Origin of the sequence: Enterobacter cloacae complex sp. IR5441, assembly GCF_049238215.1 — a bacterium.
Taxonomy (GTDB): Bacteria; Pseudomonadota; Gammaproteobacteria; order Enterobacterales; family Enterobacteriaceae; genus Enterobacter; species Enterobacter hormaechei_C.
On sequence record NZ_JBMKIA010000001.1, the window covers coordinates 478,423 to 493,786 of the forward strand.

Consider the following 15,364-nt stretch of genomic DNA (forward strand, 5'->3'; position numbering starts at 1 on the left):
GGCGCAGGAGGTATTAGCTGAACAGCGAGTAGAAAATAGCGGAGATGGCAATCAGGCCCATCACAACAACGAACACGTTGCTGATATGGCCGCTGTATTTACGCATCGCAGGCACTTTCTGAATCGCGTACATCGGCATCAGGAACAGGATCATCGCGATAATCGGGCCGCCCAGGGTTTCAATCATGCCCAGAATGCTTGGGTTCAGGGTGGCTACCGCCCAGGTGGTCACCAGCATGAACAGCGCAGTGATTTTGTTCAGACGGTTGATTTCAATGGTCTTGCCTTTACCACGCAGAGATTTAATCACCATGCCGTTGAAGCCTTCACGTGCGCCCAGGTAGTGGCCCAGGAAGGATTTGGTGATGGCGATAATTGCGATGATCGGCGCCATCCACGCAATCAGCGGTGCGTTAAAGTGGTTTGCCAGGTAAGACAGAATAGAGATGTTCTGCTCTTTCGCCGCCGCCAGATCCGCCGGGGAGAGGCTCAGCACGCAGCTGAACACGAAGAACATTACGGTCAGTACCATCATGATGTGCGCGCGAGCCAGGATGCTGGAGCACTTCTTCTCTGCGCCATTTCCGTACTCTTCACGCTTCGCTACTGCGAAGGAAGAGATGATTGGCGAGTGGTTGAAGGAGAACACCATCACCGGGATCGCCAGCCACAGGGTCAGCAGCAGACCGTTGCCGGTCGTGGATGCGCTGCTCAGAGACAGGGTTTCCAGCGCAGCGCCGTTCCACTGTGGGATCAGGTACAGAGCCAGCACCATCAGAGCCGCAACAAACGGGAACACCAGCACGCTCATCGCTTTCACAATCATCTGCTCGCCGAAGCGCACGATGGTCATCATACCGACGATCAGGATCAGGGACAGAATCGCACGCGGCGGCGGGGTCATCTGAAGCTGGTGCATCATAAAGCTTTCTACGGTGTTGGTGATAGCAACGCTGTACACCAGCAGAATCGGGTAAATCGCGAAGAAGTAGAGCAGGGTAATCAGCTTACCTGCGCCGACGCCGAAGTGTTCTTCGACGACTTCAGTGATGTCTTCGCCCGGGTTTTTACCGGACAGCACGAAGCGGGTCAGGCCTCGGTGCGCAAAGAAGGTCATCGGGAAGGCGATGAGGGCCATGATGATCAGCGGGATCATACCGCCGACACCTGCGTTGATAGGAAGGAACAGTACACCAGCGCCGATTGCTGTGCCGTACAGGCCAAGCATCCACATGGTATCCGTTTTGCGCCAACCGCTTCGGGATTCAATCGAAGCAACGGTGCTGGTTTGAGTGGTTTCCATCTGTATCTCCTGGAGGAAGCAAATTGTCAGGTTTTTAGTCAAATCCGATGAAAAAGCGCCTGACGGTAATATGAAATTCGTTCAGTGACGGTTTTTTAATAATTTTTGCCCGTAACTATTGGCGGGCGGAAAGATACATTCTAGTTATGAATCTATCAGTGATCGCGATCCCAAATGCAATAATCCACTTGTGATGTGGGTATCTTTAGACCATTTATCTGTTAAAAAAACATCAAAGAGAATTTACGGGCGCGAAGGCTACCATTAACGACATGTTTTCGAAAAGGTCGACCCGCGAGATAGGTGTCTTTCGCTGTAAAGAAATGGGATTTTAGGATTTTCTGGCGGGTAATTTCGATTAAGACTGATTATTTACGGTTTCAAAAACGAGGTAATCGTTTGCGCAAGCGTCAGATTTGTTAATAACATTGAAGATCGCTATGAATTGCAACACGAATAAAAAAGCCGGATGACGATCCGGCTTGAGAGGAGAGGAATGTCGCTTTACTTGATGATTTCGTAACACGGAATATAGGCAGAGCCTGGAAGCTTCATGCGGTGCTGAGCGACAAAGCCCTGCAACATATCATCCATGCGGCGCATCATCTCCGGATCACCGTGGATCTTATACGGGCCAAACTCTTCAATTGCGCGTATCCCCACCTCTTTCACGTTCCCCGCCACGATGCCAGAGAAGGCGCGACGCAGGTCGGCAGCCAGCACTTCCACCGGCTGATCCGGATAGAGTTTGAGGTTCGCCATGTTCTCATGCGACGGCTCGAAGGGGATCTGAAGATCCGGTGCGATACGGATGGACCAGTTAAAGCTGTAGGCATCCCCGGTATCACGACGATTCTCTTTCACCAGCGGCATCGCTTTTTTCATCTGACGGGCCACTTCTGCGGCATCGTCAATAATAATGCGGTAGTGACGGCGCGCGTCTTCGCCCAGCGTATGCACGATAAACTCGTCCAGCACGCGGAAGTAGTCGGCGCTCTCTTTCGGGCCGGTCAGGATCAGCGGCAGAACCTGATCTTTGTTGGCCGGGTTCATCAGGATCCCGAGCAGATAAAGCAGCTCTTCCGCCGTACCTACGCCGCCCGGGAAGATAATAATGCCGTGCGCGATACGGACAAACGCCTCAAGACGTTTTTCGATATCCGGCATAATAATCAGTTCGTTAACCAGCGGGTTAGGCGGCTCAGCGGCGATGATCGACGGCTCGGTCATGCCGATAAAACGGCCTTCTTTATAGCGTTGCTGCGCGTGACCTACTGCCGCGCCTTTCATTGGTGCTTCCATCGCGCCAGGACCGCAACCGGTACAGATATTCAGTTCGCGCAGGCCGAGCTGCGTCCCCACGCGGCGGGCATACAGGTATTCGGTTTCGTTAATAGAGTGACCACCCCAGCAGACGACCATGTTCGGCGCTTCGCCCACGTGCAGGGCGCGGGCGTTACGCAGAATGGAGAAGACCAGGTTGGTGATATGAACGGAACTTTCCAGGTCAAGATGCTGGAAACGTCCGGCGTTGCTGATCTGTCCGTTAACAAACAGAATGTCGCGCAGCACGGCAAACAGGTTGGCCTGAAGTGAGCGAATAATACGCCCGTCGACAAAAGCGTCTTCCGGCGGGTTGATCACTTCCAGTTTCACCCCGCGCTCGCGGCGCAGCACGTTGATATCAAAACTTTCGAAGCGGGACAGCAGCTCTTTACTGTTGTCGGTCAGGCTTCCGGAGTTCAGTACGGCAAGTGAACAGTTACGAAACAGTTGATACAGGTCGCTACTGGCGGTGCGTTTAAGCATGTCCACTTCCAGCTGCGACAACATATCCATAGAGCCAAGCGGGCTAATATGTGTAATCAAGTAAGCTCCTTATGGGACGATTATCGTCTTTCCCTGTTGATTACAATAGCCCTGGCTTATGACGTTTCACAACACTTCGGGCGGAATACCGCCCGCATATTGTGAAAATATTTATCTTACTGGCGCACCAGCCGTCCGGTGGCAGGCACAAAATCGGTATTGGTGCGCCACGGATTGATATCCAGGCCGCCGCGACGGGTGTAGCGGGCGTAAACGCTCAGCTTTTCGGGCTGGCAGAAACGCTGGATGTCGTTGAAGATGCGCTCCACGCACTGCTCGTGGAATTCGTTGTGATGACGGAATGACACCAGGTAACGCAGCAGCTTTTCACGGTCAATCTGCGGGCCGCGGTACTGGATCTGTACCGAGCCCCAGTCCGGCTGATGGGTGATAAGGCAGTTGGATTTCAGCAGATGGCTGACCAGCGTCTCGTTGACCACTTTTCCGCCCGCCGCGTTTTCCAGGTAGTCGGTGCTAAATTCATAGCTTTCCACCTCAATGTCCTGATCGTCGATGCAGGTGCCGTGGAAATGGGCGACAGGCTGTCCTTCCAGCTCATGCAGACGGTATAACGAGACGGTTACGTTCCCCTGCGCGCACGCGCTTAAATCACGTTCAAGCGTCTGTTGCACCTCGTCCCAGCTGTTGAATTTGGTCTGGTTAAAGCTGTTGAGATAGAGCTTAAAGCTCTTGGATTCGACCAGGTTTACGCTGGCGTAATCCAGCTCGACGTGGCCCACGGCCACCTGCGGCAGACCGCGCGCATTCAGCCAGGAGAGTTCGTACAGCGTCCAGATGTCGCCGCCGACAAACGGCAGCGCGTCAGCGTGCAGCCCGAGCGGATCGCGGTTCAGACTGCGCGGCACGCCCTGCAACAGGCTTGCATCGTAGGTGTCGCGGTAATCGGTCGATTTACCTAGCGTTAAGCCCGTTAACGCCTGATGATTTTCGTAAGACATGTTTCATAGCCACTTTACAGGTACACTTATGGGCTGAGTTTATCCTGTCTTACAAGAAGAGAGAAATCGGTGGATATCGAAACTGCAAATGCCCTGACGTCCTTCACGACCCGCTATTGCGATACCTGGCATGAAAAGCGGGGGACGTGGCCGCAAAGTACTGACTTATATGGCGTGCCGTCACCGTGCATTATCGCTTCGCAGGATGGTTACGTTATCTGGCAACCGAAACCGTTCACGGGCGAGCAGAATGTAAATGCGGTTGAACGCGCGATGGACATTGTGATACAACCTGCGCTTCATGCATTTTATACCACGCAGTTTGCCGGGGATATGACTGCATGTTTTGCAGGACAGCCGTTGACGCTGCTGCAAACCTGGAGCGAAGACGATCTGCAACGCGTTCAGGAAAACCTCATTGGTCACCTGGTCACGCAAAAACGCCTTAAGCTCTCTCCGACTCTTTTTATTGCGACGCTCGACGGTGAAATGGACGTCATTTCTGTCTGCAACCTGTCTGGCGAGGTCATCAAAGAGACGCTCGGCACCCGCAATCGCGACGTTCTCGCGCCTTCACTTGCGGATTTTCTTACCCAAATTGAGCCGCTTCTGTAATCCATGATGCTACTGGACGTGTGAGAGATCTCTTACACGCTCTGTGAGACATCGCCGAAACAGTTAGCGTTGCCTTAGGAATTTCAGATTAATATTAACTTTTCTTTCAACAGGTTAGTGTTTTTCTGAAAGGAAATCCCCCGTTTCGCCTGGCTTACATTGCTTACAAGGTGGGTTGTAAGACGAAGCAGAATAGCGGATTCTATCTGTGTCGACAGGATGCCGACACGAGAAACGAACATCAGGATGATGGCGTTTCTTACCAGGGACACGTCAGGATGACGCCGCAGGAAGGCTTCAGGATGAAGCAAAGTGGATCACGCAGGATGCGTAAGGGACACCTCCAGGAAGGAGAACGAGAGCCGGTCAGGATGGTCGGTGGGTCAGGATGGCCAGGACGTTTCAGGATGAAACCTACACATCAGGACGATGTGAGCAGGAAGCAAAAGGTAAAGGGATGACCAGGCCTTCGGGCATCAGGAAAAGTTGTCACGGATGAGCAGGGAGCACGTATTGTAGCTGGAATGCTGCGAAACGAACCGGGAGCACTGTTTTTACAGTGCTCCCTTTTTTTATTTCTGTCTTCCGCAATGCTATGCTTCGCGCCATTCCGTTTTTCAGTTGAGGTATATATGTCGCATCATGACAACGTTCGTGCGCAGTTGCACGCCATCGAAGCCCTTATGCGCCAGCATCAGCTGTGGCAGGATAACGCGCCGCAGCCAGACGCGTTCGCCAGCACCCAACCGTTTTGTCTGGATACGCTGGCCCCGTTCGAGTGGCTCCAGTGGGTCTTAATTCCGCGTATGCACGCGCTGCTGGAAGGTGGTCACGCGTTGCCCGCATCTTTTGCCGTCTCTCCCTATTACGAAATGGCGCTGGAAGCGACCCACCCGGCGCGTGCCATGATGCTGGTGGAGCTGGAAAAGCTCGATGCGCTTTTCGCCGGTGACGATGCATGACGCTTGAGATCCTTTATCAGGATGAGTGGTTAGTGGCGGTGAATAAACCGTCCGGCTGGCTGGTGCACCGTAGCTGGCTCGATCGCGATGAGAAAGTGGTGGTCATGCAAACCGTGCGCGATCAGATCGGTCAGCACGTCTTTACTGCTCATCGTCTGGATCGGCCAACCTCTGGCGTTCTGCTGATGGGGCTTTCCAGTGAGGCGGGTCGACTGCTTTCGCAGCAGTTTGAGCAGCACCAGATGCAAAAGCGCTACCACGCCATCGTGCGTGGCTGGCTGACGGATTCCGCCACGCTTGATTATCCGCTGGTGGAGGAACTGGATAAAATCGCCGATAAATTTGCCCGCGAAGATAAAGGCCCGCAGCCTGCGGTGACCGACTATCGCGGTATGGCGACCACAGAACTGCCGGTGGCGACCAGCAAATTTCCGACCACGCGATACAGTCTGGTTGAGCTTTTGCCCAAAACCGGGCGCAAGCACCAGCTTCGCCGCCATCTTGCACATCTGCGCCACCCAATTATCGGCGACAGCAAGCACGGCGATCTGCGCCAGAACCGCAGCGCGGCCGAGCACTTTGGCTGTAACCGGCTGATGCTGCACGCCAGCGAGCTACGCCTGACGCACCCGTTTACCGGCGAACCGCTGACTATTCGCGCAGGGCTGGACGAGGTCTGGATGCAGGCGCTGTCACAGTTTGGCTGGCTGGGACAACTCCCCGAAAATGAAAGGGTTGAGTTTGCCGCAGGCAACGTTCAGGATGAACAGCAAGCGCAATAATTACGGGAGCAAAGCATGGCTGAAGTAGGCATTTTTGTCGGCACGATGTACGGCAACTCGCTGCTGGTGGCGGAGGAAGCGGAAGCAATCCTTGTAAACCAGGGCCATAAAGCAACGGTCTATGAAGATCCGGAGCTGGCGGACTGGGAAAAGTATAAAGATAAATACATCCTGGTGGTGACCTCCACCACCGGGCAGGGCGATCTGCCGGACAGCATCGTCCCGCTTTTCCAGGGCATTAAAGACCAGCTCGGCTATCAGCCAGATGTTCACTATGGCATCATCGCCCTCGGCGATAGATCTTACGCTAATTTCTGCGGCGGCGGTAAACAGTTCGACGCGCTGTTGCAGGAACAGAGCGCTCAGCGCGTCGGAGAGATGTTGCTGATTGATGCGGGTGAACACCCTGAGCCAGAAAGCGAGTCAAACCCGTGGGTCGAGCACTGGGCAACGCTGCTTAAATAACCCTGCGCTATACCAATGGTAGGCCGGGTCAGGCGTAGCCGCCACCCGGCATTACACCCCGCCCCAACGCCATTTCCGTGAACCACCTTCCACTCCTCTGGGCTTATGCCCTAAACAACCTCCCTCACGCCCTTCAATACTGTGTTTTTGCACGGTGAGGTGAAGAGGCACTCCTTCATATACTTTTCCCGTCACTATAAAACGGCTTCTGGCCGTACCAAAACCAAACACAAATCTCTCATTCTGATTACCCTACAGGTGCTGTACAGAATGAACCAGGCGAAAGCTATGTTTCAGGAGTGCAACAATGAGTACATTAAGCCACGCGGCGAGCAGCGCTGAGAAGCGCACCAACGCCCGCTACTGGATAGTGGTGATGCTGTTTATCGTCACCTCTTTCAACTACGGCGACCGTGCCACGTTATCCATTGCCGGCTCTGAGATGGCAAAAGACATCGGACTTGATCCGGTGGGTATGGGTTATGTTTTCTCCGCATTTTCATGGGCCTACGTAATCGGCCAAATCCCTGGCGGCTGGCTGCTGGACCGCTTTGGCTCAAAACGGGTCTATTTCTGGTCCATTTTCATCTGGTCGATGTTTACCCTGTTACAGGGCTTCGTGGATATCTTCAGCGGCTTCGGCATTATCATTGCGCTCTTTACCCTCCGCTTCCTGGTGGGCTTAGCGGAAGCGCCATCGTTCCCTGGCAACAGCCGTATTGTGGCCGCCTGGTTCCCGGCGCAGGAGAGGGGAACGGCGGTAGCCATCTTTAACTCGGCGCAATACTTTGCGACGGTTATTTTCGCGCCAATCATGGGCTGGCTGACGCATGAGGTGGGCTGGTCGCACGTCTTCTTCTTCATGGGCGGGCTGGGGATCGTCATCAGCTTCATCTGGCTGAAAGTGATCCACGAACCAAACCAGCATCCGGGCGTGAACAAGAAAGAGCTGGACTACATTGCTGAAGGTGGGGCGCTGATCAACATGGATCAGAAAACCCAGAAAGCTAAAGTTCCGTTCAGCCAGAAATGGGGGCAGATCAAACAGCTCGTCGGCTCACGGATGATGATCGGTATCTATCTCGGCCAGTACTGCATTAACGCCTTAACCTACTTCTTTATCACCTGGTTCCCGGTTTACCTGGTGCAGGCGCGCGGGATGTCGATTCTGAAGGCGGGGTTTGTCGCCTCCGTGCCGGCCATCTGTGGCTTCGTGGGCGGGGTGCTTGGCGGGGTCATCTCCGACTGGCTGATGCGTCGTACCGGTTCGCTGAATATTGCGCGTAAAACGCCAATCGTGCTCGGCATGCTGCTCTCCATGACCATGGTGTTCTGTAACTACGTCAGCGCGGAGTGGATGATTATCGGCTTTATGGCGATGGCCTTCTTCGGTAAAGGCATTGGCGCACTGGGCTGGGCGGTGATGGCAGATACCGCGCCGAAAGAGATCAGCGGCCTGAGCGGCGGTCTGTTCAACATGTTTGGCAACATTTCCGGCATTGTCACCCCAATCGCTATCGGTTACATCGTCGGCACCACCGGCTCCTTCAACGGCGCGCTGATTTATGTAGGCGTCCATGCGCTGGTGGCGGTACTCAGTTATCTGGTGCTGGTGGGTGACATCAAACGAATCGAACTAAAACCTGTTGGGGAGCGCGGATGATGACAACGCAATCAAGCCCGATCGTGACGGAGATGAAGGTCATTCCGGTGGCGGGGCAGGACAGCATGCTGCTCAACATTGGTGGCGCGCATAACGCCTGGTTCACCCGCAATATTGTGGTGCTGACCGACAGCGCAGGGAACACTGGCGTCGGGGAAGCGCCTGGCGGAGAGGTGATTTACCAGACGCTGGTCGACGCCATCCCGCAGGTGGTTGGGCAGGAGGTCGCCCGCCTGAACAAGGTGGTTCAGCGGGTGCATAAGGGCAACCAGTCGGCGGATTTTGATACCTTCGGCAAAGGCGCCTGGACGTTTGAACTGCGCGTTAACGCGGTGGCGGCGCTGGAGGCGGCTCTCCTCGATTTACTGGGCAAGGCGCTGAACGTGCCGGTCTGCGAACTGCTGGGGCCAGGCAAACAGCGTGATGCGGTAACGGTGCTGGGCTATCTGTTCTACGTTGGCGACCGGACGAAAACCGATCTGCCGTATCTGGAACGCTCGCCGGGCAGCCACGCGTGGTATCACCTGCGTCATCAGGAGGCGCTCTCTGGCGAAGCGGTGGTATGCCTGGCAGAGGCGGCGCAGGATCGCTACGGCTTTAAAGACTTCAAGCTGAAAGGCGGCGTTCTGCCGGGCGAGCAGGAGATTGAAAGCGTGCGCGCGTTGAAAAAACGCTTCCCGGAGGCACGCATCACCGTCGATCCGAACGGCGCCTGGCTGCTGGATGAAGCTATCGCGCTGTGCAAAGGGCTGGGCGACGTGCTGACCTACGCGGAAGATCCGTGCGGCGCCGAGCAGGGATTTTCTGGCCGCGAGGTGATGGCCGAATTCCGCCGCGCTACCGGACTGGCGGTTGCGACCAACATGATCGCCACCAACTGGCGTGAAATGGGCCATGCGGTGATGCTGAATGCGGTGGACATACCGCTGGCGGACCCGCACTTCTGGACCCTTTCCGGCGCGGTGCGCGTGGCGCAGCTGTGCGATGACTGGGGGCTCACCTGGGGCTGCCACTCCAATAACCATTTCGACATTTCGCTGGCGATGTTTACCCACGTTGGCGCGGCGGCGCCGGGCAACCCGACCGCCATCGATACGCACTGGATCTGGCAGGAAGGCGAAGCGCGCCTGACCAAAAATCCACTTGAAATCAAAAACGGCACAATTGCCGTACCGGATGCGCCGGGGCTGGGCGTGGAGCTTGACTGGGATCAGATCCACAAGGCGCATGAAGCGTATAAAAAACTGCCGGGCGGCGCGCGCAACGACGCAGGCCCGATGCAGTACCTTATCCCCGGCTGGACATTTGACCGTAAGCGCCCTGTATTTGGACGTCACTGATAAAAGGATCGAACGATGAGCACATTTTCTACCCCTGTAGTCACCTCCATGCAGATCATTCCTGTCGCGGGACATGACAGCATGCTGATGAACCTGAGCGGCGCCCATGCGCCGTTCTTCACCCGTAATATTGTGGTGATCAAGGACAACTCAGGGCATACCGGTGTCGGTGAAATCCCGGGCGGGGAGAAGATCCGTAAAACGCTGGAGGACGCCATTCCGCGGGTGGTGGGTAAAACGCTGGGCGAGTACAAAAATGTGCTGACTCGCGTGCGTACGACCTTTGCCGATCGTGATGCGGGTGGCCGTGGTCTGCAAACGTTTGATCTGCGCACCACTATCCATGTGGTCACGGGCATTGAAGCCGCGATGCTGGATCTGCTGGGCCAGCATCTTGGCGTCAATGTCGCCTCCCTGCTGGGCGACGGCCAACAGCGCAGCGAAGTGGAAATGCTCGGCTACCTGTTCTTTATCGGCAACCGCAAACTCACCCCGCTGCCGTACCAGAGCCAGCCGGACGAAAAATGCGACTGGTATCGTGTGCGTCACGATGAAGCGATGACCCCGGACGCGGTAGTGCGCCTGGCGGAAGCCGCGTATGAAAAATATGGCTTTAATGACTTCAAGCTGAAAGGCGGTGTACTGGCGGGTGAAGAAGAAGCAGAGGCGATCGCCGCGCTGGCGAAGCGCTTCCCGCAGGCGCGCGTCACGCTGGATCCGAACGGTGCCTGGTCGCTTGATGAGGCGATAAAAATCGGTAAGCAGCTTAAAGGCGTGCTGGCCTATGCGGAAGATCCGTGCGGTGCAGAGCAGGGGTTCTCCGGACGTGAAGTGATGGCGGAGTTCCGTCGCGCCACCGGGCTGCCAACCGCCACCAACATGATCGCGACCGACTGGCGTCAGATGGGGCACACGCTCTCGCTGCAATCGGTGGACATTCCGCTGGCAGACCCGCACTTCTGGACGATGCAGGGCTCGGTTCGCGTGGCGCAGATGTGCCATGAGTTCGGCCTGACCTGGGGCTCGCACTCCAACAACCACTTCGACATCTCGCTGGCGATGTTCACCCACGTGGCGGCTGCCGCGCCGGGCAACATTACCGCCATCGACACCCACTGGATCTGGCAGGAGGGCAACCAGCGCCTGACCAAACAGCCGTTTGAAATCAAAGGCGGTATGGTACAGGTTCCTGCTACGCCGGGTCTGGGCGTAGAGCTGGATATGGACCAGGTCATGAAAGCGCATGAGCTGTACCAGAAACACGGCCTGGGGGCGCGTGATGACGCGCTGGCGATGCAATACCTGATCCCAGAGTGGACATTCGACAATAAACGTCCGTGCATGGTACGATAAGCGCATTGGGACCGCTCCCATGAGTGGTCCCTTACGTGGTGTATGCTTAACGTAACTAACATGCGTAAGGATGGCTTATGAAAATTGTTATCGCTCCGGACTCGTATAAGGAAAGCTTGAGCGCGCTGGAGGTGGCGACAGCGATAGAGGTCGGTTTTCGCGACATTTTCCCGTCAGCGGACTATGTCAAATTACCGGTTGCCGATGGTGGCGAAGGGACGGTGGAAGCGATGGTGGCAGCCACGCATGGGCGTCTTGTCCATGTTCCCATTACCGGGCCTTTGGGTGAACGCGTGGAAGGGTTTTTCGGGTTATCCGGAGACGGGAAAAGCGCCTTTATCGAGATGGCGGCAGCGAGCGGTCTGGAGCTTGTTGCTCCGGCAAAGCGTAACCCGTTAATCACCACCTCCTGGGGAACCGGGGAACTGATCCGTCATGCGCTGGATGCGGGCGTTAAGCATATCATTATTGGCATTGGAGGCAGCGCGACCAATGACGGTGGCGCAGGCATGGTGCAGGCGCTGGGCGTAAAACTGCTGGATGCGAAAGCGCAGCCCGTAGGGCCGGGCGGCGGCGAACTGGCAAGCCTTGCGCATATCGATCTTAGCGGGCTGGATAAGCGGCTGGCAGACTGTCGAATTGAAGTGGCCTGCGATGTGACCAACCCCCTGATCGGCGAAGCTGGCGCTTCTGCGGTATTTGGTCCGCAGAAAGGGGCGACGCCGGAGATGGTCAGGACGCTGGACAACGCGCTGGCGCATTACGCAAAAATTATCGCCCGGGATCTGGATATTGACGTCTTAAACCTGGCGGGCGGCGGTGCGGCTGGCGGAATGGGGGCGGCGCTGTATGCATTTTGCGGCGCACAGCTCCGTCAGGGGATTGAGATTGTCACCGATGCCCTGCATCTTGATGAACAGGTCGCGGACGCCGATCTGGTGATCACGGGCGAAGGGCGTATCGACAGCCAGACGATCCACGGCAAAGTGCCCGTTGGCGTGGCGAGAGTTGCGAAACGCTATAACAAGCCGGTTATCGGCATTGCCGGCAGCCTGACGGCGGATGTTGGCGTGGTGCATGAGCACGGACTGGATGCCGTATTCAGCGTGATTTACACCATCTGCTCGCTGGAGGATGCGCTGGAAAATGCGCAACAGAATGTACAGATGGCCGCAAGGAATATTGCAGCGGTGATAAAGATGGGGCGGGGGATGTCGCGTTAACGTTCGTGCTCCTGTAAGCCCGGTAAGCGAAGCGCCACCGGGCTTTTGTCTTAGCTCCCCAACACCTTCATTGCTTCCCGCGTCACGTTGTCCATCTCGTCCAGCAGCTCCAGGAACTCCGGTTCGAGGTCGGATTCTGGCGTACCCGCGCGGAGCTGCTGTTCAAGCAACTGGCAGAGATTTTTCAACCGCGGTACGCCGCTGTAGCCGCAGCTGCCATGCAGTTTATGAATGGCTTCCAGCAGTCCTTCGGGGTTTTCACCCACCAGCTGTTCTTCAACCTTGTTACGGATCTCAGGCAGGAAGTCCACCAGCATTTGCAGCATATCGCGGGCCAGATCCGGTTTGCCCGCCGCCTGGCGCAGCGCCAGTTGCCAGTCAAACGTGGCATTCTGGTTAACGCTGATCTCCGGCGATTCAGCTGTAATGGTGTATGTCCCGCCAATGTGCCCCGGCTTGTAGCGCAGCAGCAGGCTGTGCAGCTTCTCTTCGTCGATCGGTTTCGCCAGATAATCGTTCATGCCCGCACCCAGCAGTTTCTCCTTTTGCCCCGCCATCGCGTGCGCCGTCACGGCAATCACCGGCGTCTGCTGCTGGTGCGGAAGCTGGCGAATCAACTCGCAGGCGCGGATGCCATCCATGCCCGGCATCTGAATATCCATCAGGATCAGGTCGAACTGCATCTGTTTGGCTTGTTCCACGGCTTCGGCGCCGCTGGTACACAGCTCAACATGCTGAACCTGATCCTCAAGCAGCACGCCAATCAGCTTCAGGTTCGCCGGGTTGTCGTCCACGGCCATCACCGTCATCGGCAGCTTATGTTCGTCGTTTTCCAGCGGCAGGGACTGATGCGTCAGACGGCAATATTCGGTCAACGCAGGTAACAGCCGTGTGGCGGTGAGGGGTTTCAGCAGACACGCCGCCGCTCCGTCGTTTTTCAGCTCTTCGGCGTTGATTTGGGCGTGGCACGGCAGCGCCAGCAGCAGGTAGTCCGTCATTGAGGCCGCCTTCGCCAGGCGTTCCTGCTGCATGGTCAGTTCTCCGGTAAACGTCACCGGAATCCCCAACAACAGGATATCGTAATGATCGTTCGCCAGCGCGGAGAAGGTCGGGCTGTAGATGACCTCCAGCGGCGTGCTGCTTAATACATCCAGCGTACACTGCGCCGCCGCGGCGTTCGGTTCCACATAGGCCAGACGCATCCCCTTCAGGCACCCGGTGACCGGGCCGTCGGTCTGCACGTTCGGGTTAAGATCAAGGTTGATATGGAACCAGAAGGTTGAGCCCCGGTTAGGCTGGCTGTGGAAGGAGATATCGCCTCCCATCTCTTTCACCAGCTTTTGGGTGATCACCAGCCCCAGGCCCGTTCCGCCGTGACGACGGGAAATGCTCGCATCGGCCTGGCGGAAAGCCTGGAACAGACGCGTCTGATCGCGCTCCGGAATACCAATGCCGGTATCCCGGATCTGCACTTCAATCTGGACTTTGTTATTACTGAGCGCCCTTTTTTCGACCAGAATGTCGATGTTGCCGCTCTCGGTGAACTTAATCGCGTTGCCCACCAGATTGGTAATGACCTGTTGCAGGCGCAGCGGGTCGCCAATGACGTTATCCGGCACATCATTTTTAATATTGAGCGTCAGTTCCAGACCCTTATCATGCGATGAGTGGGCAAGAAGCGTGACCACGTCATCCAGCGTGCTGCGCAGCGGGAAGGGAATACTCTCCAGAATCAGCTTGCCCGCTTCCAGCTTCGAGAAGTCCAGTACGTCGTTAATAATGGTCAGCAGGTTGTTGGCTGAGCGTTCAATGGTATGCAGATGGTCACGCTGGGTCGGGTTCAACTCGCTTTTGAGCGTCAGACGGGTGAAGCCAATCACCCCGTTCAGCGGCGTGCGCAGCTCGTGCGACATGTTCGCCAGGAACTCTGACTTAATACGTGCCGCCTCCTGCGCACGTTTTTTCGCCAGATCCAGCTCCACGTTCTGGATCTCCATCTGCTCCAGCGTTTCGCGCAGGTCAGAGGTGGCCTGGTCAACGTTGTGCTGCATCTCTTCGTGATAAGCCGCCAGCGACATCGCCATTGAGTTGATGCCATTTTTCAGCATATCCAGCTCGCCGAGCATAAAGCCTTCCACGCGGCTGTCGAGCTGACCCCGGCGGATCCGGTCAACGGTATTCACCATGTTGCGGATAGGCCCCGTGACGTCGCGCATCAGTCGCCAGCCGAAGATCAGCGCGATGCCGATGCAGAACAGCATCATCACGCCGGAGATGAATATTTCTTTGTACTGCTGGAGCCGTACCGACTTAAGATCCAGCTCCAGCGCCACATATCCCAGCATATTATTGCTGGACTTCGCATCGGACTGGGCGGATTCATCGGGTGAATAGCTTTCGGAGATAATCGGCGTGCGCAGGATCATGATATCGCCGCGCCGCAACACCGTAAGATGACGCGGGAAGGGGGTACCATCCGGGATTTTCAGCGACGTGGGATCCAGATGGAAATTCGAGGTGACGAACAGACGGTTATGCTCATCGTAAACGGAAATGGCGCGCACAATCTCTGAATGACGGCGGTGCAGCACGCTGATTAACTGACCAATGGATTCACGGTTTTGCAGGTTCATGCCGTACTCGCTGGAGACGGCCAGCGGTTCGATAATGCTGGCCCCGGCATCTTCAAGCTGTCTCTGCAAATCGTTATAGCGATGCACCACAAAGAAAATGCTCAGCAGCAAACCGATGAGAACGGTAGGAGCGAGGATCAAAATCATCATGCGCGCGCGCAGGCTGTAGTTGGTCATGGAGTTCCGTTATGGGACAA

12 protein-coding genes are annotated in these 15,364 nt (G+C 56.2%); 8 read left to right on the forward strand and 4 right to left on the reverse strand.

Going from position 1 to position 15,364, the window contains the following annotated elements:
- Window positions 1–13: 13 nt before the first annotated feature.
- The 3 genes from ACOTX5_RS02300 to queF form a co-directional block, all read right to left on the reverse strand.
- Window positions 14–1,303, reverse strand: coding sequence for an HAAAP family serine/threonine permease (locus ACOTX5_RS02300; RefSeq protein WP_003862749.1), 1,290 nt, complete (start codon window positions 1,301–1,303; stop codon window positions 14–16).
- A gap of 504 nt (window positions 1,304–1,807) precedes the next feature.
- The gene (gene ppnN / locus ACOTX5_RS02305) at window positions 1,808–3,172 is read right to left on the reverse strand and encodes a nucleotide 5'-monophosphate nucleosidase PpnN (RefSeq protein ID WP_003862748.1); all 1,365 of its coding nucleotides are present in this window, start codon (window positions 3,170–3,172) and stop codon (window positions 1,808–1,810) included.
- A gap of 116 nt (window positions 3,173–3,288) precedes the next feature.
- Window positions 3,289–4,131, reverse strand: coding sequence for an NADPH-dependent 7-cyano-7-deazaguanine reductase QueF (queF, locus tag ACOTX5_RS02310; protein WP_015571734.1), 843 nt, complete (start codon window positions 4,129–4,131; stop codon window positions 3,289–3,291).
- A gap of 69 nt (window positions 4,132–4,200) precedes the next feature.
- On the opposite strand from queF, the gene syd reads away from it, so the two are divergent.
- The 8 genes from syd (at window position 4,201) to ACOTX5_RS02350 (ending at window position 12,534) form a co-directional block, all read left to right on the forward strand.
- Window positions 4,201–4,746: a SecY-interacting protein gene (gene syd, locus ACOTX5_RS02315; protein WP_045911284.1), complete on the forward strand. Its 546-nt coding sequence runs from the start codon at window positions 4,201–4,203 to the stop codon at window positions 4,744–4,746.
- Between the two features lie 632 nt (window positions 4,747–5,378).
- On the forward strand, window positions 5,379–5,708 hold the full coding sequence (locus tag ACOTX5_RS02320) for a YqcC family protein (protein ID WP_017382834.1): 330 nt from the start codon (window positions 5,379–5,381) through the stop codon (window positions 5,706–5,708).
- The gene (gene truC, locus ACOTX5_RS02325) at window positions 5,705–6,490 is read left to right on the forward strand and encodes a tRNA pseudouridine(65) synthase TruC (RefSeq protein WP_015571733.1); all 786 of its coding nucleotides are present in this window, start codon (window positions 5,705–5,707) and stop codon (window positions 6,488–6,490) included. Before ACOTX5_RS02320 ends, truC begins: the two co-directional genes overlap by 4 nt.
- 15 nt (window positions 6,491–6,505) lie before the next feature.
- Window positions 6,506–6,955: a flavodoxin gene (locus tag ACOTX5_RS02330; protein ID WP_045911283.1), complete on the forward strand. Its 450-nt coding sequence runs from the start codon at window positions 6,506–6,508 to the stop codon at window positions 6,953–6,955.
- Between the two features lie 307 nt (window positions 6,956–7,262).
- Window positions 7,263–8,618, forward strand: a complete 1,356-nt coding sequence (gene gudP / locus ACOTX5_RS02335; RefSeq protein ID WP_003862734.1) for a galactarate/glucarate/glycerate transporter GudP — start codon at window positions 7,263–7,265, stop codon at window positions 8,616–8,618.
- Window positions 8,618–9,958, forward strand: a complete 1,341-nt coding sequence (locus ACOTX5_RS02340) for an enolase C-terminal domain-like protein (RefSeq protein WP_045911287.1) — start codon at window positions 8,618–8,620, stop codon at window positions 9,956–9,958. Before gudP ends, ACOTX5_RS02340 begins: the two co-directional genes overlap by 1 nt.
- Window positions 9,959–9,973: 15 nt before the next feature.
- Complete coding sequence (gudD, locus tag ACOTX5_RS02345; RefSeq protein ID WP_045911282.1) at window positions 9,974–11,311, forward strand: glucarate dehydratase; 1,338 nt, start codon at window positions 9,974–9,976, stop codon at window positions 11,309–11,311.
- A 77-nt stretch (window positions 11,312–11,388) separates the two neighbouring features.
- Window positions 11,389–12,534, forward strand: coding sequence for a glycerate kinase (locus ACOTX5_RS02350; protein WP_045141979.1), 1,146 nt, complete (start codon window positions 11,389–11,391; stop codon window positions 12,532–12,534).
- Between the two features lie 50 nt (window positions 12,535–12,584).
- Here the strand turns inward: ACOTX5_RS02350 and barA are convergent, their stop codons facing one another.
- Window positions 12,585–15,344 carry a two-component sensor histidine kinase BarA gene (gene barA / locus ACOTX5_RS02355; RefSeq protein WP_003862726.1) on the reverse strand — a complete coding sequence of 920 codons (2,760 nt, stop codon included), beginning with the start codon at window positions 15,342–15,344 and terminating at the stop codon, window positions 12,585–12,587.
- Window positions 15,345–15,364 lie beyond the last annotated feature (20 nt).

Coding starts and splice junctions, on each gene's coding strand:
- ACOTX5_RS02300 (WP_003862749.1), bottom strand. CDS start 1,303: ATGGAAACCACTCAAACCAGCACCGTTGCTTCGATTGAATCCCGAAGC.
- queF (WP_015571734.1), bottom strand. CDS start 4,131: ATGTCTTACGAAAATCATCAGGCGTTAACGGGCTTAACGCTAGGTAAA.
- ACOTX5_RS02320 (WP_017382834.1), top strand. CDS start 5,379: ATGTCGCATCATGACAACGTTCGTGCGCAGTTGCACGCCATCGAAGCC.
- truC (WP_015571733.1), top strand. CDS start 5,705: ATGACGCTTGAGATCCTTTATCAGGATGAGTGGTTAGTGGCGGTGAAT.
- ACOTX5_RS02330 (WP_045911283.1), top strand. CDS start 6,506: ATGGCTGAAGTAGGCATTTTTGTCGGCACGATGTACGGCAACTCGCTG.
- gudP (WP_003862734.1), top strand. CDS start 7,263: ATGAGTACATTAAGCCACGCGGCGAGCAGCGCTGAGAAGCGCACCAAC.
- ACOTX5_RS02340 (WP_045911287.1), top strand. CDS start 8,618: ATGACAACGCAATCAAGCCCGATCGTGACGGAGATGAAGGTCATTCCG.
- gudD (WP_045911282.1), top strand. CDS start 9,974: ATGAGCACATTTTCTACCCCTGTAGTCACCTCCATGCAGATCATTCCT.
- ACOTX5_RS02350 (WP_045141979.1), top strand. CDS start 11,389: ATGAAAATTGTTATCGCTCCGGACTCGTATAAGGAAAGCTTGAGCGCG.
- barA (WP_003862726.1), bottom strand. CDS start 15,344: ATGACCAACTACAGCCTGCGCGCGCGCATGATGATTTTGATCCTCGCT.